This is a genomic window from Blastochloris viridis (genome assembly GCF_001402875.1).
Lineage (GTDB): Bacteria > Pseudomonadota > Alphaproteobacteria > Rhizobiales > Xanthobacteraceae > Blastochloris > Blastochloris viridis.
The window spans coordinates 2218602-2241006 of sequence record NZ_CP012946.1; the positions used below are offsets into that span (position 1 = coordinate 2218602).

The 22405-nt window shown below is 66.8% G+C and carries 20 protein-coding genes; 7 read left to right on the plus strand and 13 right to left on the minus strand.

Features of this window, described 5'->3' with window-relative positions:
- Positions 1–407 precede the first annotated feature (407 nt).
- The 3 genes from BVIR_RS09800 to BVIR_RS17365 are packed head-to-tail and all read right to left on the minus strand — an operon-like array spanning position 408 to position 4875.
- Positions 408–2111, minus strand: a complete 1704-nt coding sequence (locus tag BVIR_RS09800; protein ID WP_197604434.1) for an MDR family MFS transporter — start codon at positions 2109–2111, stop codon at positions 408–410.
- Positions 2026–2964, minus strand: coding sequence for an ABC transporter substrate-binding protein (locus BVIR_RS09805; RefSeq protein WP_055037504.1), 939 nt, complete (start codon positions 2962–2964; stop codon positions 2026–2028). The genes BVIR_RS09800 and BVIR_RS09805 overlap by 86 nt, the downstream gene beginning before the upstream one ends.
- Before the next feature lie 18 nt (positions 2965–2982).
- Positions 2983–4875 (minus strand): amino acid ABC transporter permease/ATP-binding protein, encoded by a 1893-nt coding sequence (locus BVIR_RS17365; RefSeq protein WP_082416927.1) that lies wholly within the window; start codon positions 4873–4875, stop codon positions 2983–2985.
- 969 nt (positions 4876–5844) lie between these two features.
- Here BVIR_RS17365 and BVIR_RS09820 point away from each other — a divergent pair.
- The 4 genes from BVIR_RS09820 (at position 5845) to BVIR_RS09835 (ending at position 9064) form a co-directional block, all read left to right on the plus strand.
- Positions 5845–6657, plus strand: coding sequence for an ABC transporter substrate-binding protein (locus BVIR_RS09820; RefSeq protein WP_055037505.1), 813 nt, complete (start codon positions 5845–5847; stop codon positions 6655–6657).
- A gap of 87 nt (positions 6658–6744) precedes the next feature.
- Positions 6745–7533, plus strand: coding sequence for an amino acid ABC transporter ATP-binding protein (locus BVIR_RS09825; protein WP_055037506.1), 789 nt, complete (start codon positions 6745–6747; stop codon positions 7531–7533).
- Complete coding sequence (locus tag BVIR_RS09830) at positions 7530–8312, plus strand: amino acid ABC transporter permease (RefSeq protein WP_055037507.1); 783 nt, start codon at positions 7530–7532, stop codon at positions 8310–8312. Before BVIR_RS09825 ends, BVIR_RS09830 begins: the two co-directional genes overlap by 4 nt.
- Positions 8312–9064: an amino acid ABC transporter permease gene (locus BVIR_RS09835; RefSeq protein WP_055037508.1), complete on the plus strand. Its 753-nt coding sequence runs from the start codon at positions 8312–8314 to the stop codon at positions 9062–9064. Before BVIR_RS09830 ends, BVIR_RS09835 begins: the two co-directional genes overlap by 1 nt.
- Before the next feature lie 61 nt (positions 9065–9125).
- Here the strand turns inward: BVIR_RS09835 and BVIR_RS09840 are convergent, their stop codons facing one another.
- Genes BVIR_RS09840 through BVIR_RS09875 form a run of 8 tightly spaced genes read right to left on the minus strand, consistent with a single transcriptional unit; the run spans position 9126 to position 16360 of the window.
- Complete coding sequence (locus BVIR_RS09840) at positions 9126–10268, minus strand: NAD(P)/FAD-dependent oxidoreductase (protein ID WP_055037509.1); 1143 nt, start codon at positions 10266–10268, stop codon at positions 9126–9128.
- A 1-nt stretch (position 10269) separates the two neighbouring features.
- Positions 10270–11655: an FAD/NAD(P)-dependent oxidoreductase gene (locus tag BVIR_RS09845; protein ID WP_169788599.1), complete on the minus strand. Its 1386-nt coding sequence runs from the start codon at positions 11653–11655 to the stop codon at positions 10270–10272.
- A complete protein-coding gene (locus BVIR_RS09850; protein WP_055037511.1) occupies positions 11652–11948 on the minus strand; it encodes a (2Fe-2S)-binding protein in 297 nt (98 codons plus the stop codon). Before BVIR_RS09850 ends, BVIR_RS09845 begins: the two co-directional genes overlap by 4 nt.
- Positions 11949–11986: 38 nt before the next feature.
- Positions 11987–13102 (minus strand): ABC transporter substrate-binding protein, encoded by a 1116-nt coding sequence (locus BVIR_RS09855; RefSeq protein WP_055037512.1) that lies wholly within the window; start codon positions 13100–13102, stop codon positions 11987–11989.
- Positions 13099–13848 (minus strand): ABC transporter ATP-binding protein, encoded by a 750-nt coding sequence (locus BVIR_RS09860; protein WP_055037513.1) that lies wholly within the window; start codon positions 13846–13848, stop codon positions 13099–13101. The genes BVIR_RS09855 and BVIR_RS09860 overlap by 4 nt, the downstream gene beginning before the upstream one ends.
- Positions 13849–13851: 3 nt before the next feature.
- Positions 13852–14607 carry an ABC transporter ATP-binding protein gene (locus tag BVIR_RS09865; RefSeq protein WP_055037514.1) on the minus strand — a complete coding sequence of 252 codons (756 nt, stop codon included), beginning with the start codon at positions 14605–14607 and terminating at the stop codon, positions 13852–13854.
- A complete protein-coding gene (locus BVIR_RS09870; protein WP_055037515.1) occupies positions 14604–15470 on the minus strand; it encodes a branched-chain amino acid ABC transporter permease in 867 nt (288 codons plus the stop codon). The genes BVIR_RS09865 and BVIR_RS09870 overlap by 4 nt, the downstream gene beginning before the upstream one ends.
- A complete protein-coding gene (locus BVIR_RS09875; protein WP_055037516.1) occupies positions 15467–16360 on the minus strand; it encodes a branched-chain amino acid ABC transporter permease in 894 nt (297 codons plus the stop codon). Before BVIR_RS09875 ends, BVIR_RS09870 begins: the two co-directional genes overlap by 4 nt.
- Before the next feature lie 143 nt (positions 16361–16503).
- Between BVIR_RS09875 and BVIR_RS09880 the strand changes: the two genes are divergently transcribed.
- The 3 genes from BVIR_RS09880 to BVIR_RS09890 are packed head-to-tail and all read left to right on the plus strand — an operon-like array spanning position 16504 to position 19291.
- Positions 16504–17478, plus strand: coding sequence for a dipeptidase (locus BVIR_RS09880; protein ID WP_055037517.1), 975 nt, complete (start codon positions 16504–16506; stop codon positions 17476–17478).
- Entirely contained in the window at positions 17475–17912 is a 438-nt protein-coding gene (locus tag BVIR_RS09885) for a hypothetical protein (protein ID WP_055037518.1), read from the plus strand. The genes BVIR_RS09880 and BVIR_RS09885 overlap by 4 nt, the downstream gene beginning before the upstream one ends.
- Before the next feature lie 35 nt (positions 17913–17947).
- Positions 17948–19291: an NAD(P)/FAD-dependent oxidoreductase gene (locus BVIR_RS09890; protein ID WP_055037519.1), complete on the plus strand. Its 1344-nt coding sequence runs from the start codon at positions 17948–17950 to the stop codon at positions 19289–19291.
- Positions 19292–19580: 289 nt separating this feature from the next.
- Here BVIR_RS09890 and BVIR_RS09895 read toward each other — a convergent pair whose 3' ends face one another.
- Together BVIR_RS09895 and BVIR_RS09900 are read right to left on the minus strand one after the other, a co-directional pair.
- Positions 19581–20360: a MetQ/NlpA family ABC transporter substrate-binding protein gene (locus BVIR_RS09895; RefSeq protein WP_055037520.1), complete on the minus strand. Its 780-nt coding sequence runs from the start codon at positions 20358–20360 to the stop codon at positions 19581–19583.
- A gap of 295 nt (positions 20361–20655) precedes the next feature.
- Complete coding sequence (locus BVIR_RS09900; protein ID WP_055037521.1) at positions 20656–22095, minus strand: FAD-binding oxidoreductase; 1440 nt, start codon at positions 22093–22095, stop codon at positions 20656–20658.
- Between the last annotated feature and the right edge of the window lie 310 nt (positions 22096–22405).

Here is a 22405-nt window from a genome sequence, read left to right on the forward strand (position 1 = left end):
CTCAGGGGTTGCGGCGCTCCCGCCATGCAGAGCCCTCGGCGGAATGTGGACGGCTCGGCGAGGCCACGACATCGCCGGATCGATCGGTCTCAGCTCGGGCGGGATTGCTGCAGACAACGACGCAATTTTGCACCGTTCCCGAACCGAACCGTCATTGACGTCAAAACACGACAGATATCACCTCTAGCGGCCGATAGTTTGCCACCGCAGGCCCTGGGAAAATTCATCCCGCCAAATCAATGTAATAGTATGGCATTCTAAAAAAGTGTGTACACTGAAATAAAACATACCACTCCCCTGCGCTGACTAGCTTTTACCATCGACTCTTCCACTTATTCTGACAATCATTGCTGTTTTTGTCAACGGAATGACCTTCACCACTCCGACCTGACCGGCCCGACGGCGTCTCAATCGGCGCCGATTTCGTCGCGCAGCACGACGTCGGGCAGGCCGATGACCAGGATGAAGGCGACGGCCATCACCACGGCGCTGAGCAGGAAGCAGCCGGTCAACGCCGAACGATAGATGTCCGCGACCATCAGCTGCTGCGCCGGCGCGACATGCTCCAGGGCCTGGACGCCGTGGGCCATCAGGTCGGCGATGTCGATGCCCGCGATATGATCGAACGCGCCACCAAGGCGCTGCGCCATGATGGCGCCGGAGGTCGCAACCCCGAGCGCACCGCCGAGGGAGCGCACGAAGGTCATGGCGCCCGTGGCGGCGCCGAGTTCGCGGTGCGCTACCGCATTCTGCACCGCCACCGTGATGTTGGGCATGCCCATGCCGAGTCCGAGCAAGGCCATTGATACCAGGAACACCAGCGGCGAGGCGCCGATCCAGGCGAACACCGCGAGGCTTGCGAGCGCCACCGCTTCCAGCCCGATGCCGACGAGCAGGAAGGGCCGGTTGCGGCCGCGCCGCGCCACGATGCGGCCGCCGACGATGGAGGTGGCCACCATGCCGACGACCTGCGGCAGCAGCATCGCTCCGGCGGTGGCCGGCATCATGCCCAGCACAAGCTGGAAATAGAGCGGCAGGTACACGGTCGAGCCCATCATCGCAAACACCATCATGCCGCCCACCGCCACGCCGCGCGTGAACACCGCATTGTGGAACAGCGCGAGCCGAATCATCGGGTCCGCCGCCCGGCTCTCCTGGCGGATGAACAGCGCGGCCAGGATCACCGTCGCAGCCGCCAGTCCGGCGCCTTCGGCCGAGATCCATGGGAACTCGGCGCCGCCCGAGGCGAGCAGCAAGAGGAACGCTGTCGTGGTGCCGGTGAGCAGGGCCGCGCCGATCCAGTCGAGGTGCGCGACTTCGCGTTCGGGCGATTTGGGCAAAGCGAGGGCGATCATCGCCACCGCGACGAAGCCGATCGGCAGATTGATCCAGAACACCCAGCGCCACGAGATCATCTGCGTGATGACGCCGCCGAGCACCGGGCCGGCCACCGAGGCGAGCGCGAAGGTGCCGGTGAACAGGCCCTGGAAGCGCGGCCGGTCGCGCGGCGCGATCAGATCGCCGATTACCGACTGGGCGAGCACGAGCAGGCCGCCCGCCCCCAAGCCCTGGAGGCCGCGAAAAACGATGAGCGCGCCCATTGACCTCGCCGAGCCGCAGGCCAACGAGCCGAGAAGAAACAGGCCGACGGCAACGAAGATCAACATGCGGCGCCCGTACAGATCGGAGAGTTTGCCGTAGAGCGCAGTCGTGACCGTCGCCGTCAGCATGAAGGCGGTGACGACCCACGATAGATGCGCCATGCCGCCGAGATCACCGACGATGCGTGGCAGTGCGGTGTTGACGATGTTCTGGTCGAGGGCCGCCAGAACCATTGTCAGCAGCGCGCCGGCGAGCGCGAGGCGGATTCCTCGCCGCTTGCCGGAAGGTTCCTCCGGACCGGCGGGAGAGGGAGAAATCTCGCCAGTGTGAACGACGTCGGCGTCATGGCCCTGTCTCCGCAACAGCCTCTCCTTTCGGGTCTCGCCCATCCCTCGCACAACCCGGGACCACTTAAGCCGCGGCTTACTTCCTCGGCAGGCCGGGCGGATTGGTCTGCGACGCCTGGATTGCCTCGGCCGTGAGGTTCCAGCGCGCGAGCAGCCTGGCATAGTTGCCGTTGGCGATCTGGGCGTTGAGCGCCGCGGTAACCGCGTCGGCGAGACCGGAGCCCTTGCGCGTCGCCACCGCGATCTCGGCGGTGACCGGCCAGCCTCCGGAAAAAGTGCCGACTAGCTTGAGGTTGTTCTGGCGGGTCGCCTTGAAGGCCGAGACGGCGTTGGGCCCGAAATAGGCGTCGGCGCGACCCGACTGCACAGCGAGGTCGAGCACCACCTCGTCGTCGTAGTATTGCAGCTCGGTCGGCGCGAGCGCCTTGGCCTTGTTGGCCTCAATCCAGCGAAGCAGGATCTGTTCCTGGTTGGTCCCGGCGCCGACGATGATCTTCAGTCCGGTGATGTCCTCCGGGTTGGAGATGCTCTCGATCTTGCTCGTCTGCGAGACGTAGAAGCCGAGGAGGTCCTTGCGGTAGGTCGAGAAATCGAACTTCTCCTTGCGCTCCTCGGTCACCGTAACGTTATGGATCACCGCGTCGAACTTGCCCGAGGCGAGCCCGAGCGGCCAGTCGGCCCAGGCAATTGGCACCAGCACGAGGTCGAGGCCGAGCACGTCGGCGACGAGCTGCGCGATGTCTGGCTCCGATCCGATCGGCGTCTTGTTGTCGGTCGCCAGCACCGAGAACGGCAGCCTGTTCGGAATCGCGGCGACGGTAAACTTGCCGGGCGTGACGAACTTGTAGTCGGTCGGGATCAACTTCGCGGCGGCATCGACCTTGGTTGCCCGCACCCGCCCCGCCTGGGCGGGCCCAAAGTCGATCTCGTCCGTGGCAAATGCGGGCACGGCGAGCGCGAGGAAGGCGGCGACGGCGCCGGCGAGGACGCCGCGGCGGGACGCGTGGGCAGGCATGAGGACTCCTTTTCGATGTCAGAGGACCTTGGAGAGGAACCGGACGGTGCGCTCGTGATCGGGCTGCTCGAGCACCCGCTCGGGGGGGCCGACCTCGACGATGCGGCCACCTTCGAGGAACACCACGGTATCGGCGACGCGGCGGGCGAAACCGATCTCGTGCGTGACGATGACGAGGGTCACACCGGAGCGGGCGAGCTCCTCGATGACATCGAGGACCTCGTTGACGAGTTCTGGATCGAGCGCCGAGGTGGGCTCGTCGAATAGCAGAACCTTCGGCTTCAGCGCGAGCGCCCGCGCGATGGCGACGCGCTGCTGCTGGCCGCCGGACAGCTGGCGAGGAAAGGCGTCGGTCTTGTCGGAAAGCCCGACCCGGGCGAGCAGTTCGAGCGCTTCGGCCTCCGCCTCGGCCCGCGGCCGGCCGCGCACCTCGATCGGCGCCTCCACCACGTTCTCGAGTGCAGTCAGGTGCGGAAACAGGTTGAAGGTCTGGAACACCATCCCGACGTCGACACGGCGCTTCAGAATCTCCGATTTCCGGAGTTCGAACAGCTTATCGCCGACGCGGCGATAGCCGACCGGCTCACCGTCGATCGCTATGAATCCGGCGTCGACCCGCTCCAGATGGTTGATCGACCGCAACAGCGTCGACTTGCCCGAACCCGATGGTCCGATCAACGCCGTGACGCTCCCCGGAGCAAGCGTCAGCGAGACATCATCGAGCACTCTGAGCGTGCCGAAGCGCTTCGTGACGTTATGGATCTCGACCGCGCCGCCATGGACCTCGAAAGACGCGCCTGCGGCGGGTGAGCTCGCCACAGCAGCGACGGCGCGCACAAGCGAACGGCGAGGGGTTCCGAACCGACGTAACAAGATGTCGATTGCCGACGGCGGTGGGTCACGCAACGCGCCGCGCGCAAAGTGCTGCTCGACGCCGCGTTGCACCACCGAGAGCACCGTCAAGATGACGAGGTACCACACCGTCGCCACCATCAACAGCGGGATCACTTCGAGGTTTCGGCGGTAGATCACTTGGATGGTGTAGAACAGCTCCGGCAGCGCCAAGATGTAGACGTTGGATGTCCCCTTCGCGAGGCCGATGATGTCGTTGAATGCGGCCGGCAATATCGAGCGCATCGCCTGCGGCAGAACGATACGGAACGCCTGGCGCCGGCGCGACAGGCCGAGCGCAGCGGCCGCTTCGAGCTGCCCCTGGTCGACCGACAGGATGCCGCCGCGAATGATCTCGGCGCTGAACGCTGCCTGGTTGAGCGTGAGCCCCAGCACGGCCGCAGCGAACGGCGTGATGAGCTGCGTCGTGTTCCAGGTCGCGAAGTCAATCCCGGTGAAGGGGATGCCGAGCGTCACCGTTGCGTAGAGATAGCCGAGGTTGTTGAGGATCAAGAGGAGGACGATCAGTGGGATCGACCGGAAGATCCAGATGAAGGTCCACGACAACGCGACAAGAACCGGCGACTTTGATACCCGCGCGAGCGCGAGCCCAGTGCCGAGCGTGAAGCCGAACAGCGCGCCGAGCAAGGTTAGGAGCAGCGTGCGGCCGAGGCCGACCAGAACCGGCTCGGAAAAGAACCATTCGAGAAAGATGCCCCAGCCCCACCGCGGGTTGGTGAACGTCGAATGAAGCACCGCGACGATCACCATCGCGGCGAAGATCGAGCCGATGGTCCGGCCCGGGTGCCGGGCCGGAACGATCTCCAAGTGGGAAAGGTCAGTGGCCTTGGCCGCACCGGGTGGAGCCTCGGCACGGGAGCGGCCGACGTCCGCGATCTCCTTCGCTCCGTCGTCAGCGACCCCGTTCGTGCGAGGTAAACGGGGCAGGAGTCCCCGTGGCCCGCGCGCGGCGCCACACTCGACGACCCGCCGTCGCGGTTGCGGAACGCGCTCGTCCATGTTCGTCCACCATCGTTGGTGAGCTTAAGCGAGCAGCTGCCCGATAGTTCTATAATATCGATTTGTCGGATAGATCATATGTTGGACTATTGTGAATATTGGCCGCTGACGAGAAATGTCTCCTTGTTGGTGTCGCGTCCGGAGGACGTTCGCATTGTTGGCCCCGGCGACGTGCGCACCAGCAACGGCGGCATCGCGAGACACAACGATTGCAGCTCTCGGCCGATATGGACTGATGGTGCGCGGCAGGACGCCGAGGCTCAGCCCTGGAGTGTCATGCGGTCGTCGATCGCGCCTGCGAGGCGAGCTCGCCGATTTGTCCCGCCAATAGGAGCACGCGCTGTGGGCGCCGCATTCCTGGTATGGCTCGCCAATCCCGGCGCATTCGCTCTTTGGAGAGCCCGTGACCCGGTTCGGTCTCGATCACCGTGCGTGGACGATCACGCCAGCGCATTCTCGGACGCCTTGCGCGCGAACTATCCCCAGCCGCCTTCGCGATCACCACCAGCGCCTGGCGCGGGAATAGCGCGTTCCGCCAAACAACTGACTTGCGGTGCCGGACGGGGACGACGTCTTCCGCTTGTTCGCCTCGGCGCATGCCTCCGACGGCCATGAGCAGCAACGCTCCGCCTCCGCCACGCCGTGCACACCTTGCGTGAAGCCTACCGAGGCGAGCTTGCCCTGGCGCTCCAGGCGGTCGCGTGAGCCAGGCCCTCGTCAGGACCGCGCGGCTCCATTTCCGGTGCTTTCGCCTCGAATGGGCTTGGGAATTTCTGTTGGGACATCTGGCATCGAATGGGTTCCTTCTCCATTTGTCTCCCGCCTTGGCATTCGCTTCTTTTGCCGCGCGCAACTTCGAAAGCCCGCTCCATCCCGTCACCGCTATAGTTCGTTCATCTGCCGGTGTCGTCGAACTGAAATTCGGCACAGCGGCGTTGCGCCCTCGCATTTCTCTGACGGAGAATTTCAATGCACTTGTCGCGACTCGCCTCTTTGGCCTTGCTGGCGGTAGTATCCGTCGCTGGCGGAGCGTCCGCCGATCAACTGGACGACATCCGCAAGGCCGGCGTTCTGCGCGCTGCGGTGTTCGACGCCAACCCGCCGTTCGGTCTGGTCGATGCCAAGACGCATGAAATCGTCGGCTACGACATCGACTTCGCCAAGGCGATCGCCAAGAAGATCGGCGTCAAGCTGGAGTTGGTGCCGACCAATCCTGCCAACCGCATTCCGCTGCTGCAGTCGGGCAAGGCCGACCTGATCGTCGCCGACGCCACCATCACACCCGAGCGCAAGCAGGTGGTCGATTTTTCGATCCCCTATTTCGTGTCCGGCCAGCAGTTCCTGGTGCCAGTTGAAGCGTCCGACAAGGTCGCCGATTTTGCTAACGCGCGGTTCGCGGCGGTGAAGGGCACCACCGAGGAGCAGTTCATCCACGCCACCTATCCCAATGCCAAGGTGCTGGCCTACGACGACATCCCGCTCGCCTTCACCGCGCTGCGCAATGGCAGCGCCGACGCCCTGACCCAGGACAGCTCAATCCTGGCTGGCGTGCTGGCGAAGGCTCCCGACAAGCAAAAGTTCAAGATCCTGCCCGACCTGCTCACGCGGGAGGAAATCGGCATCGGCGTGAAGAAGGGCGAGGCCGCGGTGCTTGCGCTGGTCAACGAGACGCTGATCGAACTCGAAAAGAGCGGCGAGGCGGAGAAGATCTTCGACGCTTGGTTCGGCCCAAGCACCGCGGCCCCGCAGCACCGCGACTTCAAGATTAGTGCCGGCCTCTGACCTTGCGGCCTTGATCACCCCCGTCATGCGGCACCTCCCACTCGGAGGTGCCGCATGACGCGTTCTGCCTCCCATCGTGCATCCATCATGGCGCCCGAAACTGCCCTATCCGAGATCAAACCCAAGATCGAGTTCCGCCATGTGCACAAGCACCACGGCGCGCTACACGTCATACAGGGCGTCAGCACCACCGTGCGCGCCGGCGAGGTGGTGGTGATCTGCGGCCCCTCGGGATCGGGCAAGTCGACACTGATCCGCCTCATCAACGGCCTCGAGACGATTTCAGAAGGCGAGGTGCTGGTTGACGGCATCGCGGTGTCCCTCCTCCGGGGCCGCGCGCTGCAGGCGCTCCGCAGCCGTATCGGCTTCGTGTTCCAGCAATTCAACCTCTACGCTCACCTCACCGCCGAGGAAAACGTCTCGCTCGCGCCGCGCCGCATCGGCGGCCTCACCAAGGCGGCAGCGCGCCAGTGCGCGCTGGCCCTGCTCGAACGCGTCGGGCTTTCCGACAAGACCGACGCGTTCCCGCATCAATTGTCGGGCGGCCAGCAGCAGCGGGTCGCCATCGCCCGCGCCCTGGCGCTCGATCCCGACATCGTGTTGTTCGACGAGCCGACCTCAGCGCTCGACCCGGAGATGATCGGCGAGGTGCTGATCGTGATGCGCGAAGTTGCGAGAAGCGGTATCACCATGGTGGTGGTGACCCACGAGATGGGGTTCGCACGCCAACTCGCCGACCGCGTCCTGTTCCTCGACGAGGGGGAGATCCTGGAGGAGGCGTCGCCGGAACGGTTCTTCCTCGCCCCCTCTCATCCCCGCGCGCGGCGATTCCTCAGCCAGATCCACTCGCCGCTTCATCTTGCGGAGGTCGAGTGATCTTCAGCTTCGACTGGGCGGCGCTGCTGCGCGAGCCGGCGCTCGGCTGGCTGACCGCAGGCGTTGTCACCACGCTCGCCGTCACGCTGGTTGCCGCGCCGCTTGCCGTGGTGCTGGGAATCGTCATCACGACGTTGCGGCTCGAGCGGGGCCCGCCGCGCTGGCTGGCGATCGCCATCATCGAGCTGTTCCGCAACACCCCGCTGCTGGTGCAGTTGCTGTTCTGGTACTTCGCCGCGTTCGCGCTGCTGCCGCGCGGCTGGAAGATGTGGATCGCCGCCGACCATGCCTGGGCGGTGGTGCCGCCGGGCGTGCCGCTGATCGCGCCGGAATTCCTGGTGGCGACGTGGGGGCTCGCGCTGTTCACCGCGGTGTTCTTGGCGGAAGAGCTGCGCACCGGGCTCGCCGCGGTGCCGGCCGGACAGATCGAGGCGGCGCGGGCGCAGGGTCTCGGCCGGCTCGACGTGCTGCGCTTCATCCTCTTGCCGCAGGCGGTGGCCAACGCCTGGCAGCCGATGGTCGGCCAATTGCTCAACCTGATGAAGCTGTCATCGCTGGCAAGCTCGATCGGCCTTGCCGAGATCACCTATCAAGCACGCACCATCGAGAGCTACAATGCCCACTCCGTCGAGGCGTTCGCCGCCGGCACCCTGCTCTATCTCGCGATCGGGCTCATCATGAGCCGCATCCTGGTGTGGCTCGGGCCGCACCGGCCGGGCAGCCTGCGCCGTTCCAGCGCCGAGGCCCGACTCGCCGCTACCGGCGGAGGTGCGCTGTGATGCTCGATTTCTCGGTGATCGGCCGCAACCTCGACTATCTGCTGCTCGGCCAGACCGCCGACCGCGTGCTCGGCGGTCTCACGCTGACGCTGGTGATGGCGATCACCGCGGCGGTGCTGGCCTTGGCGGCGGGGATCATGCTCGCTTTGGTGGCGTGGCGCTTTTCGGGCTGGACGCGGCGGCTTCTGTTCCTGTGGGCGGACCTGATCCGCGGTATTCCGCTGATCCTGGTGATCTTCTGGCTCTATTTCCTGCTGCCGGTGCTGCTCGGCGGCGACCTACCCTCCGCCCTCACCGTGATCCTCGCATTGGCGTGGTTCACCTCGGCGGCGGTGATGTACTCGACGCTCGCCGCCATCGAGGCGCTGCCCGCCGGCCAGCTTGAGGCGGCGCGCGCCGCCGGCTTCTCCGAGGCCCAGACGTTGCGGTTCATCCTGGTGCCGCAGGCGCTGCGCAATCTGGTGCCGTCCTATGTCGGGCTGCTGGTGTCGCTGATCAAGGACACCTCGCTCGCCTTCATCATCAACGTGCCGGAGCTGACCACCGTCGCGGGGCAGGTCAACAGCCGCGAGCAGGTCTATCCGGTCGAGATCTTCTTGTTCCTGACCCTGGTCTATTTCGTGCTGTGCGAGGGCCTGTCGCTTAGCGCGAGCGCCCTCGCCCGCCGATTGAAGCGCGAGGGTCGCCAGCACTCCACGGTTTCCGGGAGATCCCTTCGGGTTCCCGGCAACCCCCTCGCTGAAAATCCCTGATGAGGGAGGGATTTTCAGCGACAGGAATACGGTTCTCCGGCCTGAGCGGCCAGAAACCCTATCACACCACCGCCGGCTCCTTCTCCAGCGGGCGGCCGTCGAAGCGGTCGGGGCCGAGCGCCGCGACCCAGTCCGGCGGTGACAGGCCGTCCACCAACTCGGCGATGATGCGGCCGGCGGCCGGCGAGGTCATGAAGCCCTTGGCACTGGAGAGCGCCACGAACAGGCCCGGCACCGCGGTCGCGCCCAGCACCGGCTGCATGTCCGGCGTCACCGAATAGAGCCCGCCCCAACTGCGCAGGAAGCGCGCCCCCGCGAGCGCCGGCACCAGCGAGATGGCGCGCTCGGCCGAACGCGGAAAGAGGTCGGCGCGCGGCTTGGAATCGAAGCCGAAGCTGCGGCCCTTGTCCGAGCACACCACCACGAACGAGCCGCGCACCGTCTGATTGACGAACATCTCGTGGCCGAACGACATCACGCACGGGTCTAGCAGCGGCGCCAGCGGCTCGGTGACGAAGGCCTGGTTGGGCAGCGGCTTGACCGGCAAATCAAGCGCCAACGGCGCGAGCAGCTGCGGAATGCGGGTGTCGTTGGCGAGGATCACCCGGCCAGCCGCCAGTGATCCGGCCGACGTTGCCAGCGCGAAGCCGTCGCCCTCGCGCGCGAGATCGAGCACCTCGACACCCCAGCGGAGGTCTGCGCCGAGACGCTTTGCAGCGCGGGCATAGCCGTCGAGCACGCGGAACGGCGACAGCGACGCGTCACGATCGAAGAACACCGCGCCCAGCACGCCCGCCACATTGAGGCTCGGCGCCAGCCGCGTCACCTCTTGCTGCGTGATGATGTCGGGAAAGATGCCGTATCTGGCCTGGATCACCAGGTTGGTCTTAAACAGCTCAAGCTGGCTTTCGGTGTAGGCCAGCATGACGTAGCCGGTCTGCTTGAACTCGATGCCGTCGGGATAATCGTAGAGTTCGGCGAAGCGCTCGAAGATTTCAAGCGAGCGCAGGCTGAGCAGGATGTTGCCGGTGGCGCCCCACTGCACGCGGATGCCGGCACCGCAGCGCCCGGTCTCGCCGCTGGCAAAATCGCCAAGGTCGAGCAAGGTGACAAAGAGGTCCGGCCGGCGCTGGCGCAGCGCGTGAGCAATCGACAGGCCATAGGCACCGCCGCCGACCACGGCGATATCGGTGGTCCAGCCCATGTCACGCCTCCTCGATGCGGTTGGCGAGCGCCGCCAGCGTCACCGGCTTTAAGCCCGGCCGCGCCGCCATCGGCGCCGCAGCCGCGTCGTCGGCGTGGCCGGACAGCGCTAGCACGCTGCGCAGGCAGACCCGGCCGCCGCACAGCCCCATGCCGGAACGGGAATTGCGCTTGATGGCGTTGAGGGTGACGTGGCCGTCCGCGATGGTGCGCTCGATGCGGGCGCGGCGCACGCCCTCGCAGCGGCAGATCACGGTGTCGTCCGTCGCCCAGTCCCAAACCGCCGGCGGCAGCTCGAACTGCGGCGCGATCGCCGCCTGGAACCGCCAGTGGCGAGCGCGGGCGCGATAAGCCTCGGCGAGCGAGCCTTTGGCGGGATAGCCGGCGAAGGCGGCCGCGGCCGCCCCGGCGATGCGGCCGTCGCTCTCGGCGGCGAGCGCGCCGCCGAGCCCGGCGCCGTCGCCGGCTACATAGAGGCCTGGCACTTGGGTGGCGCCGTCGTCCTGGCGCTCCGGCAGCCAGCCGCCGCGGCGGGCGTCGAACCGCACCGGCACGCCGGCCATGCGCGCCAATTCGCTGTTGGCGGTGAAGCCGAAATTGACGCCGACGGTGTCGACCTCGAACACCTTGCGGTGCTCGGCCTTGAGGCGGCCGTCGCCGCCGTGCGGCGCCAGCGCCAGCCGCTCAACCGCCGTGCCACCCTCCGCCGCCAGCGGCCCCCAGCCGACCAGCACCGGCACGCCGGCACGGCGCAGCGTGGCGAGATAGCTCAAGCCATCGCGCACCACCGCGCGGGCGCCCCACATCGCGAAGGGATGGCGCAGCGCCGTCCACGGCGAGTTGAGCAGCGCCACCGCGCGCACATCCGCGCCCGCAGTCACCAATTGCGCCGCCACCGCCAACAGCAGCGGCCCGGTGCCGGCGAGAGCGATGCGGTTGCCGGCGCGGATGGCATCGGCCTTGAGCAACGTTTGCAGCGCCCCGGCGGTGACCACGCCGGGCAGCGTCCAGCCCGGAAACGGCACGGTCAGCTCGCTCAAACCCGTCGCCAGCACCACCGCCTTCGGCTGCACAAGGCGGCTCGAGGTGTCGTCGGCGACCAGCACCTGGAGCCCGTCAAAGTTCGCGGTGACCGCGGTGCCGAACCGCTCATCAATCGCGCCGCGCGCGGCGTCATAGCGGGCGAGCAGCCGGCGCCGCCGCGCCGCCTCGCCCGCAGTTAGCACCGGCGGCCCGCCGATCCCCGGCGTTGACTGGCGGAAGATCTGGCCACCGGGGCGTGCACCCTCGTCGACCAGCAGGACGCGGGCACCCTGCCCGCTCGCCTCGATCGCCGCGGCAAGCCCCGCCGGGCCTGCGCCGATCACCACAACGTCGGGCAATGTCATTCCAGCCCCTCCTGCCGGCGCACCACTTGGCCGGGGCGCGCCGGGGTGCGGCAGGCGCGCTGGCCGGGCTTGCCGTCGATCACCAGCCGGCATTCCCAGCAGGTGCCGATGCCGCAGAACAGGCCGCGCGGCGAGCCGTCCTCGGCGTTGCGCCAGTGGCGGATGCCGGCGGCGAGCAGCGCCCCGGCGACGGACTCGCCCGGCCACGCCGGCACCTCGCGCTCGCCGAAACAGATGGTGAAGGCCGGGCCGGCGCGTTCGCCCCGGCGCGGCTCTGAGTGATGATCGGACATGGTTGAGCGGCGGTGGGGCACGACCCCGCCGCGGTCCCTCACAGCTGCACGAACTTGCCGTTCTTCACCGTCAGCACGAAGCCGCCATAGATCGGCGTGCGGGTCTCTGTCTGCGACAGCGTGCCGTTGCCGAGCACGGTCGGCAGATCCTTCACCTTGGTGATGGCGGTGCGGATCGAGGCCGGGTCGAGGTTGGGCGCGGCGGCCTTGAGTGCGGTGACGGCAACGTGGAGCTGGGTGTAGCCCATCGCCGCGAAGATGTCGGGCGCCACGCCGAACTTGGCCTTGTAGGCGGCAACGAAGCGCTGGTTCAGCTCGCTGGTGCCTTCGGTGAAATAGTCGGAGACGAACAGGGCGCCCTCCACCGCGGCGCCGCCAACCTTCAGGAACTGCGGCGAGGCGAACGACGGCGTGCCGACGATGCGCACCTTGTCGGAGAGCCCCGCCTGCCTCGCCTGGATGATGATGTTGGCGCTCAATTCCGCTGTAGTCGAGATCACCAGCGTATCGATGTCCTGGTTGACGATCTTGGTCGCCAGCGTGGTGAAGTCGGTATCGGAGCCGACGATGGTCTCCTCCGCCACGGTGGCGACGCCGTTGGCCGCAAGATAATCCTTGATGCCGTTCTTTTGGGCGATATAGGCGTCGTTGTCGCGGTTGAAGACGTAGACCACGCGCTTGGGCTTGAAGCGCTCCAGATACTGCTGCGCCAGCGCCTCCATGATCTTGGTCGGCGTGGTGGTGGCCTTGAACACCCAGTCGCCGACCTTGGTGACGTCGGCAGAGGCGATGCTCAGCACCGGGACCTTGTTCTCCTGGGCGATCGGCAGCGCGGCGAACGCCTCGACGCTGGAGGTGGTGCCGAGGATCAGCGCCGCCTTGTCAGCCTTGATGAAGCGGTCGACCAGCGTCACCGCCTGGTTCTTGTCGCTGGCGGTATCCTCGATCAAGAGCTTAAGTTTCACCGGACCGAAGCCGCCGGTCTTCTCCAGCTCCTCGCGGGCGATCTCGATGCCGTTGCGGCCGGATGAGCCGGCGAACGAGAACTGCCCGGTCACCGCGATCGGCACGCCAACGGTGACCTCCTGCGCATGAGCAGCCGAGGTGGCGAGCGCCGCAAGGGCGACGGCGCCGGAGACGAGGATCCGCTTCATGTGGTTTCCTTTCCAGTAGGGGCGCGGCGACGGACGTCGTCCGCGAAGCGCGGCAGATAGTGCTCGATGATGTCGGGGTCGGCGGCGAGCTCGGCGCCCGCACCAAAGCGGACGATGCGGCCCTGTTCGAGGACATAGGCGACATCGCCGATGGCGAGGGCGAGGCGCGCGTTCTGCTCGACCAGGAGGATGGTGAGGCCGTCTGCATTGAGGCGACGCAACACCTGGAACACGTGCGAGACGATGATCGGCGCCAGCCCCAGGCTCGGCTCGTCGAGCACCAAGAGGCGCGGCCGTCCCATCAGCGCGCGGCCAATCGCCAGCATCTGCTGCTGGCCGCCGGACAGCGAGCCGGCGGTCTGGCGGCGGCGCTCGGCCAGCACCGGGAACAGCGCGAATATCTCCTCCAGCTTCGGCGGTGCGGCGCGCCCGGTGGCGGCGAGCCCGCCCAGCAAGAGGTTTTCCTCCACCGACAGCGGCCCCAGCACCTGGCGACCCTCCGGCACCTGGAGGAGCCCTGAGCGCGCGATGCGCGCCGCCGGCCAGCCGGTGATGTCCCGCCCCTCGAAGATGATGCGGCCTGAGCGCGGCCGCAGCAGGCCGGACACGGTGTTGAGCAGTGTGCTCTTGCCGGCACCGTTGGGGCCGATCAGCGCCACCACGCCGCCAGGTGGCACCGCGAGATCGACGCCGCGCACCGCCTCGATGTGGCCGTAGGAGGTGACGACACCTTCAATTCGCAGCATGCGTCACGCTCCGAGATAGGCGGCGACCACCGCGGGATGGCTGCGCACCGCGCAAGGTGCGCCGGAGGCGATCAGCTTGCCGGCGTCGAGCGCATGCAGTTCGTCGGAGAGCGACAGCACAAATCCGATGTTGTGCTCGATGAGCAGGATCGCCCGACCATCGTCGGCGAGGCCGCGGAACATCTCGCCCAGGCTTTCCGCCTCAGCGTCGTTCATGCCGGCCACCGGCTCATCCAGCAGCAACAGGCGCGGCGCGGTGGCGAGCGCGCGCATCATCTCGACCCGGCGCTGGTGGCCGTAGGACAGCCGGCCGGCGGGCAGGTCGGCGAAGCGGCGCATGCCGAAGCGGTCGAGCAGCGCCAGTGCCGCCGCCTCGAACCTTGCAGTCTCGCGCCATGCCGATGGCGCCAGCAGCAGCGAGGCAACGAGCGAGCTTTGCTCGTGGCGGTGGAAGCCGATCGCCACATTGGCCAGCACGCTGGCCTCCGGCAGCAGGCGAATGGTCTGGAAGGTGCGGGCGATGCCGGCGCGCGCCACCCGATGCGGCTCGATGGTGGTGATGTCGCGGCCATCAAAAGTGATGCGCCCGGCGCTTGGCAAAGCGAGGCCGCTGATCAGATTGACCAGCGTGGTCTTGCCGGCGCCGTTGGGGCCGATCAGCCCGGTGATGCGGCCGGCTTCGACGCCGAACGACACCTCGTCGACGGCCTTGAGCCCGCCGAACGATTTGGAGACGCCATCGAGAACAAGCAGGCTCATGGCCGCACGGCCTCCCGGACCCTGAGGGCGCGGTCGCGCAGATGAAACGCCACGGTGTCGACGATGCCGTGCGGCCAACACACCGCCACCAGCACCAATAACGCGCCGTTCACCGCCATGCGGTAGTCGGCGAGCGGACGCGCTACCTCCGGCAGCAGCGTCAGCACCGCCGCGCCGACTAGCGGGCCGGCAACGGCGATGCGCCCGCCCAGCACTACCTGGGTCAGCACCGCCATCAGCAGCGGGAAGCCGAAATCCTCCGGCACCAGGGAATAGTTGCGGCAGGCCATCAAGCCGCCGCCGAGACCGGCGATCAGCCCCGACAGCGCGAACGCCAGCCGGTGCCACTCGACCACCGCGATGCCGAGCGACACTGCCACCGTCTCGTCCTGGCGGATGGTGTCGAAGGCGCGGCCGATGCGCGAGCGCGACACCGCGATCACGACAAACAGCACAATGGCGAACGTCGCTGCCACGCCGGGCAGATCGACCAGTCGCGGAATGGCGTTGAAGCCCATGGCGCCGCCGGTGAGCGGCTCGGCATAGAGCGCCAGCGACAGCACGATCTGCACGAAGGCCAGCGTGGCAATCGCCTGAAACACCCCGCGCAGCCGCGCCAGCGGCAGCGACAGCACGACGCCGGCAATCAGCCCGACGCCGCCCGCGGCGATCAAGGCCAGCGCACCCGGCACCTGCCAGCGCACCGCCAGGATGGCGGCGGCATACGCGCCGAGCGAGGCGATCCCCGCCGTCGCCAGCGAGAACACGCCGGCGCGCAGCACCAGATATTGGCTGTAAGCCAGGACGGCATTGACCAGCACCAGCGCCAGGAGGCCGGCATAGCCGGCGAGCATCCCGCTCATTGCCGCACCACCCGCATCTCGGCGCTGGAGGTGCCGAACAGGCCGCCGGGGCGGACCAGCAGGGCGGCGAACAGCAGGCTGTAGATGATGGCGTCCGACAGCGCCGACGACAGGTAGGCCACGGTGAGCGATTGCACGAGGCCGAGCAGCAGCGCCGCGACCACCGCGCCGCTGACGCTGCCGAGCCCGCCCAGCACCACCACCACGAACGCCTTCAGCAGGAACGGCTCGCCCATCAGGAAGTGGACGGAGTTGAAGGCGATGCCGATGATGACGCCGGTGGCCGCCGCCAATGCTCCGGACAGAAAGAAGGTCTGGGCATAGACCACGTCGGGCCGCACCCCGAGCAGCGAGGCGGTGCGCGCCGACACCGCCACCGCGCGAATCTGCCGGCCGAACGGGGTAGCGTAGAGAAACGCCAGGAGGCTCGTCACCAGCAGCGCCACCAGCGCCACGATGGTGATCTGCAGCAGCGAGATGCGCAGGCCGAACACCTCAAAGAACACCACCGGGAAGGTGCCGAACGGGTAGCGCAGGATCAGAGTGTTGGAGACGCCCTGCGCCACGCTCATCAGCATCTGGGCGACGCCGAGGCTGGAGACGATGGCGATGAACTCCGCGGCGTTCTGGCGGCGCAGCGGCCGGAACGCCACCCAGTCGACGACCACACCGATCAAACCGCCGACCAGAACCGCGACGCCGAACGCTAGAGGCAGCGGCAACCCCGCCCAGGTGACGGCATAGAGGCCGACGAAGGCGCCGGCCATGAACACCGCGCCGTGGGCCAGGTTGAGAATTCGCAACACGCCGAACACCAGCGTGAACCCCAGCGCAAATAGCGCGTAGGTTGAGCCGGTAATTAGGCCGTTAATGGTTTGTTGAAGGACCATTCTAGTCTTTGGATACTTCCATTTGCGCGCGCAATAACCCTTGGTTGAAGGCGCTGGATATTCCGAAAATGAGGCGATTGCCACTAGACTATAAAATCGATAGACATTGTCAAATCCAATCGACATGCGTTTTGGAGAGTTCGATGCCCGCGCGCCTGCACCGCCAAGCCACCGTGATTGATGGGCTTATCGTCTCCAAATGGAGCCGGTCGCTGTTCGAGGCGATGCACGCCGGCGGCCTCACCGCCGCCAATTGCACCTGCGCGGTGTGGGAGGGCTTCGACGGCGCGTTCCGCCACCTCGCCACCTGGAAGCGCTGGCTCACCAAGAACGATGATCTCCTGCTGCAGGTTTACAGCTTGGACGACATCGCGCGGGCCAAGCGTGAGGGCCGGGTCGGCGTCATTCTCGGCTGGCAGAATTCGGCCGGCTTCGACGAGGAGCCAAGCTTCGTGCCGGTGTTCCACGAACTGGGCCTGCGGGTGGTGCAACTCACCTATCACACCGCCAATGCCGCGGGTTCCGGCTGCCTGGAAGCCTTTGATGCCGGGCTGTCGAGCTGGGGCCACGAGTTAGTCGCCGAGCTCAACCGCGCCGGCATCCTGATCGACCTCAGCCACGTCGGCTCGCGCACCGCGCGCGACGCCATTCGCGTCTCGAAGCAGCCGGTGGCCTACACCCATTGCGCGCCGAAGGCGTTGCGCGACCACCCGCGCAACAAGACCGACGAGGATTTGCGTGCCATCGCCGAGCGCGGCGGCGTCATCGGCGTCACCATGTTTCCGCCGTTCATGCCGCGCGGCAATGACTCCACGCTCGACGATTATCTCGACGCCATCGAGCACGTCATCGGCCTTGCCGGCGAGGAGCAGGTGGCGATCGGCACCGACTTCACCCAGGACATCGACGAAGAGGGCCTGCGCTATTTCACCCGCTACAAGGGCACCGGCCACGCACTGCTGGAGATCGGCAATGTGGTCAACCCCAAGGAGTTCGGCCGCATCGAGCAGTACCCCAACCTCACGGCGGCGATGGAGCGGCGCGGCTGGACGGAGACCCGCATCCGCCGCGTGCTGGGCGACAACTGGCTACGACTGTTCGGCGAGGTGTGGCGATGACCCGCGACGAGGCCGAACGCTTCTTCGGCGAAACCATCCCTGTCCGCTTCCGCGCCGACACCCCGGCCGCCGACAATGCCGAGGTCGAGACCCTGCTCGCCGGCTCAAAGACCTTCTTCGACAACTGCGCCCGCTATCAGGTGGTGGCGGAGATCGTGGAGGTCTCGCGCTGCATGGCGGGGGTCGAGGTTGGCGAGCGCTACGTCATCCAGGGCGCGCGCATCGACCCGGCGCAGACCACCGGCCCGTTGTGCATCTTCCTGGTCAGCATGCTGGTGCAGCGCGTCGCCGTCGCCTTCGATCGCTTTGCCCGCGACGGCGAGATCGCCCTCACCCTTTCCGGCGCGCAATGCACCGACCCCGGTCCTGCCGTCGGCGGCTTCGGCGGGATCAAGGCCCGGCTGTGGCTGGAGCCGATCCCCGTACAAGTCTGATACGTCATCCCAACACCCGACACCGGACCCGCACCATGCCGCATCCCCTCGCTCCTTTCACCTCCGACGACACACCGCCCGCCTCCGCCGACGTGGTCATCATCGGCGCCGGAATCATCGGCGTCACCGCCGCGCTGGAGCTGGCGCGCGCCGGTCTCAAGGTCGCCGTAGTCGAGAAGGGCCGCGTCGCCGCCGAGCAGTCGAGCCGCAACTGGGGCTGGGTGCGCCAGCAGGGCCGCGACCGCCGCGAGCTGCCGCTGATCGTCGAGAGCCTCGCTAACTGGGACCGCCTGCAGGCGCAAGCGAAGGCCGACCTTAACATCGACCTCGGCTTCCGCCGTACCGGCCTGATCAGCGTCACCCGCACCGAAGCCGAGCTCGACCGCTGGCGGCGCTGGGCGGTGCGCGGCCGGGCCGCCGGCATCGAGGTGGTGGAGCTCACCGCCGACGACGCCAATTCCGCGGCACCCAGCGGCAGCGCGCCATGGATCGGCGGCATCCACACCCCGACCGACGGCCGCGCCGAGCCGTCTGTTGCGGTTCCCGCCATCGCCGAGCTGGCGCGCGCGGCGGGCGCCACCTTCCACCAGAACACCGCCGCGCGCGGCCTTGAGACCAAGGGCAGCGCCATCACCGCCGTGGTGACCGAGCGCGGCCGCATCGCCACCCGCGCCGTACTTGTCGCCGCGGGAGCATGGTCGTCGCTGTTCCTGCGCCGCCACGGCATCTCGCTGCCGCAGCTCAACGTGCGCTCGACGGTGATCCGCACCACCCGCGCGCCCGAGGCCATTCCTGGCACGCTGATGTCGCAGGATCTGTGCCTCAGGCGCCGGCTCGATGGCGGCTACACCCTGACGCTGCGCAGCGGCGAGGCGTTCGACATCGTGCTCGACGGCGTCCGCTTCCTGCCGAAGTTCATCCCGGTCCTGCGGCGCGAGTTCGGCTCGACCAAGCTGCGCTTCGGCTGGACGTTCTTCGCCGACCTGTGGCGCCAGTGGCCGCGTCCGCTCGACAACGTGTCGCCGTTCGAGGAGACCCGCATTTACGACCCCGCGCCCGACACCGCCATCGTCGACACCGCCATCGCGCGACTGAAGCGCATTCGTCCGGACTTCGCTGGCGTCGAGGTGGCCGAGGCGTGGGCCGGCCGCATCGACACCACACCGGACATCGTGCCGGTGATCGCCAAGGCTGACAGCCTCGCCGGCCTGACTATCGCCACCGGCTTCAGCGGCCACGGCTTCGGCATCGGGCCGGGAGCCGGGCGGCTCGCCGCCGACATGGTGCGCGACACGGATCCGGTGGTCGACCCAGCCCCGTTCCGCCTCACCCGCTTCTCGGACGGCTCGCCGATCTTCCTCGACCCCGACGTGATCTGAGGACCTCTTCTCCGACCAAACCCACTTTGGTCCGGGTGCCCGTCGAGCTGAGTCATCCGTGCGAACATAAACGGCGATCTTTGATCGGCGCGCCGCGGCATGATCTGTTCTTCCGTGAACCTCGATCGCGTCACGGTCCGGTCCTCTTTTTGGGCCGGACGCTAGAGTCAGATTGACCTAATCACGGGTTCACCGCGATCGTTCGCGCGAACGGCGCCTTTTGCCCGACTATTTTGCGTCACGCGAATTTTCTCTCATCACGCCATCGAACAGCTGCCCTCTGTCCTGCTCAAAAAGCCGGAAGCTGACCCGGCAACTTTTCCTTGATGAGTTGGCGGATGCTCTCATTCTGAAATGCGCGCACCAACTTGGGAACCCAGCTGGCATCCTTGTCGCGCTCGCGGACGGCGATGAAATTGTTGTAGGGATTGTTGATGGAGGATTCGATTGCAATGGAATCTCTGCCCGGAATCAATCCCGCCGGGAGCGCGTAGTTGGTGTTGATCACCGCGGCATCCAGATCCTCGAGACTCCGCGGAAGTTGGGCTGCGTCGATCTCGCGAAATTGTAGTTTCTTAGGATTGTCGATGACGTCCAGCACGCTCGGCAAGAGGCCCACACCGTCCTTGATCTTGATCAGCTTCTCGGCCTGCAGGAGCAGGAGCGCCCGCCCCCCATTGGAGGGGTCATTCGGGATGCCGATCGAAGCCCCATCCCGGATCTCGCCGAGCGATTTCGCCCGAATGGAATAGAGCCCGATCGGAGAGACGATCGTCTCCGCAACGGGAACGATCTTGTAGCCCCTCATCTTGATCTGGTTGTCGAGAAACGGCTTGTGCTGGAAGGCGTTGGCGTCGAGGTCCCCGGCATCGAGCGCGGCATTCGGCAGAAGATAGTCATTGAAGACCACCACGGTCACATCGAGTCCGTCCTTGGCGGCGATCTCCTTGACCTTCGACCACACGATCTCGGCGTCACCGCCGGAAATCCCAACCTTGATCCTCTGATCGGCAGAGGCCGGTGCCGCGAAGAGGGCAATTCCGAGAACAAGGGATAGCAGACGTTTCATTTCAAACGATCCTCAATGGCTCGAGATGACCACTTGGTCCTCCTCCGAGGGAGGCGCGGTTAGGACGGTTGATCGTCAGATCATAGAGACGCGTTCCTCGCGCGCAATGAAACGCCAAACCAAAGTTGCAGCTTGCTGCAAAAGAAACACGTGCTCGATGCTGCCACTTCAGCTACCGCGCTGACCCTCGCAAGCCGCCCGCTGCGGTGCCCCGGCAAGGCGCGCTCGTGGCCCCCGCCCCGCAGCAAGGGTCAAGATTGGACCCCAGCTCGACATAAATTTGCGAAGTCATCCGTTATATCAACACCTTGCCAGGGTTCATCAGGCCCTTGGGATCCAGGGCCATCTTGATCGCACGCATCAGCCCCAACTCGACCGAACTCTTGTAGCGACGAAGCTCGTCCGTCTTGATCTGGCCGATGCCGTGCTCGGCGGAAAACGATCCAGCGAGTTCGGCGACACTGTCATAGACCATCCGATGGACCCGCTGCGCCGCGTCCGCGGTGCGCTGCTGCGGAGGCAGCAGCACATTGTAGTGGAGATTGCCATCGCCGAGATGGCCGTGCACGGCGATCAGCACGTCCGGCCATTGCTCCCGCAGCCGCGCCTCGGCATCGCTCAGGAATTTCGGAATCCGCGACACGGTGATCGAAACGTCGTGGCCGATGGCGCCGCCTGCTCGACGCATGGCCTCGCCGAGACCGCCTTCGCGGACGGTCCACAGCTCGCGGGCCTGGGCGAGGCTCCTTGCGACGACGGCGTCGATGAGGTGGCCGGCCTGAAGGCCCTCGGCGAGGGTCGCCTCCAGCCGCTCAGCAACGTTCGCATCACCGGAGGCCTGCACCAGGACGTGCCAAGGCGCGGTGAAGCTCGCCGCTCCATATGGCAAGGGCATCTCGGGCAGGTGCCGTGCGACGAGCGCGAGGCTCGTGGCGGCGATCAGCTCGAAGCTCGTCAGCAGTTCGCCGAGCCGTGCACGGGCGAGACCTAAGAACGCGAGCGCCGCCTCGATCGACGGCAGCGCCGCGAAGGCGGTCTCCTCCTGGCGGGGAAGCGGGAAGAGGCGCAGGCTCGCCGCCGTGATGATCCCGAGCGTACCTTCACTGCCGATGTAGAGGTCGCGCAAGTCGTAACCGGTGTTGTCCTTCCGCAGGTCCCTGAGCCCGTCCCAAATCTCGCCGTCCGCGGTCACCACCTCGATGCCGAGGGTGAGTTGACGGGCCGTTCCATAGCGCAGCACCTGAACGCCGCCGGCGTTCGTCGCGAGGTTGCCGCCGATCGTGCAGGTGCCGCGCGAGGGCAGGCTCAAGGGGAACAGCCTGCCGGCTGCGCGCACCGCCTCATGCACCGTCTCCTGTCGGCAGCCCGCCTCGACGACGATGCTGTCGTTTTCGCGGTCGATGCTGCGTATGCGGTTCAGGCGCTGCAGCGACAGGACGAGCGCCCGCCCGCCGCCATCCGGCGTTGCACCGCCGCACAGGCCGGTGTTGCCGCCCTGCGGCACGATGGGAACGGAGTGTCGGGTGGCCAGACGGACGACGTCCGCGACCTCGCCGGTTCTGCCCGGGCGCACACATGCAACAGCTCGGCCGCGGAGCATTCCGGTCTGGTCGGTAAGGAACGGAACGAGGTCTTCGCCGACAAGAACATGGCGCGCTCCGACAACACGGACGACCTCCTCGATCAACCCGTCGACCCGCCTCCGGTCCGCGGTGGCCGCTCCCGTCAAGGGCATGGCCGGCGTCCCCGATTGTCGATCGAGCCCGCCGCGGGCAAGGATGGCAGCGACTGAGCCATGATGTCTCTCTCCAAGGTTCGCCCAGTGCGGTCGACCGCGGTCGGCGGGCGGGGCTGGCGTTTTGCGTATTCCAGGGAAGGCAGCTCTCGCTGATCGCGTCGCCAAACCCCGCAGTTGCCTCGCGCTCATTTAGTCTACTAGCGTTATAGACAAACGCAATCGCATGCTTGTAGGAAGTAGCTGCAAGGCTGCGGCTTGCGCACCGCACGAGGCGGGTCGACCGCGCGCGATCATGAGGGTGAATTCG

Coding starts and splice junctions, on each gene's coding strand:
- BVIR_RS09800 (WP_197604434.1), bottom strand. CDS start 2,111: ATGCCAGGCTGCTCGCGCGCTGGAACCTCACGGCCGAGGCAATCCAGG.
- BVIR_RS09805 (WP_055037504.1), bottom strand. CDS start 2,964: ATGCCTGCCCACGCGTCCCGCCGCGGCGTCCTCGCCGGCGCCGTCGCC.
- BVIR_RS17365 (WP_082416927.1), bottom strand. CDS start 4,875: ATGGACGAGCGCGTTCCGCAACCGCGACGGCGGGTCGTCGAGTGTGGC.
- BVIR_RS09820 (WP_055037505.1), top strand. CDS start 5,845: ATGCACTTGTCGCGACTCGCCTCTTTGGCCTTGCTGGCGGTAGTATCC.
- BVIR_RS09825 (WP_055037506.1), top strand. CDS start 6,745: ATGGCGCCCGAAACTGCCCTATCCGAGATCAAACCCAAGATCGAGTTC.
- BVIR_RS09835 (WP_055037508.1), top strand. CDS start 8,312: ATGCTCGATTTCTCGGTGATCGGCCGCAACCTCGACTATCTGCTGCTC.
- BVIR_RS09840 (WP_055037509.1), bottom strand. CDS start 10,268: ATGGGCTGGACCACCGATATCGCCGTGGTCGGCGGCGGTGCCTATGGC.
- BVIR_RS09845 (WP_169788599.1), bottom strand. CDS start 11,655: ATGACATTGCCCGACGTTGTGGTGATCGGCGCAGGCCCGGCGGGGCTT.
- BVIR_RS09850 (WP_055037511.1), bottom strand. CDS start 11,948: ATGTCCGATCATCACTCAGAGCCGCGCCGGGGCGAACGCGCCGGCCCG.
- BVIR_RS09855 (WP_055037512.1), bottom strand. CDS start 13,102: ATGAAGCGGATCCTCGTCTCCGGCGCCGTCGCCCTTGCGGCGCTCGCC.
- BVIR_RS09860 (WP_055037513.1), bottom strand. CDS start 13,848: ATGCTGCGAATTGAAGGTGTCGTCACCTCCTACGGCCACATCGAGGCG.
- BVIR_RS09865 (WP_055037514.1), bottom strand. CDS start 14,607: ATGAGCCTGCTTGTTCTCGATGGCGTCTCCAAATCGTTCGGCGGGCTC.
- BVIR_RS09870 (WP_055037515.1), bottom strand. CDS start 15,470: ATGAGCGGGATGCTCGCCGGCTATGCCGGCCTCCTGGCGCTGGTGCTG.
- BVIR_RS09875 (WP_055037516.1), bottom strand. CDS start 16,360: ATGGTCCTTCAACAAACCATTAACGGCCTAATTACCGGCTCAACCTAC.
- BVIR_RS09880 (WP_055037517.1), top strand. CDS start 16,504: ATGCCCGCGCGCCTGCACCGCCAAGCCACCGTGATTGATGGGCTTATC.
- BVIR_RS09885 (WP_055037518.1), top strand. CDS start 17,475: ATGACCCGCGACGAGGCCGAACGCTTCTTCGGCGAAACCATCCCTGTC.
- BVIR_RS09890 (WP_055037519.1), top strand. CDS start 17,948: ATGCCGCATCCCCTCGCTCCTTTCACCTCCGACGACACACCGCCCGCC.
- BVIR_RS09895 (WP_055037520.1), bottom strand. CDS start 20,360: ATGAAACGTCTGCTATCCCTTGTTCTCGGAATTGCCCTCTTCGCGGCA.
- BVIR_RS09900 (WP_055037521.1), bottom strand. CDS start 22,095: ATGCCCTTGACGGGAGCGGCCACCGCGGACCGGAGGCGGGTCGACGGG.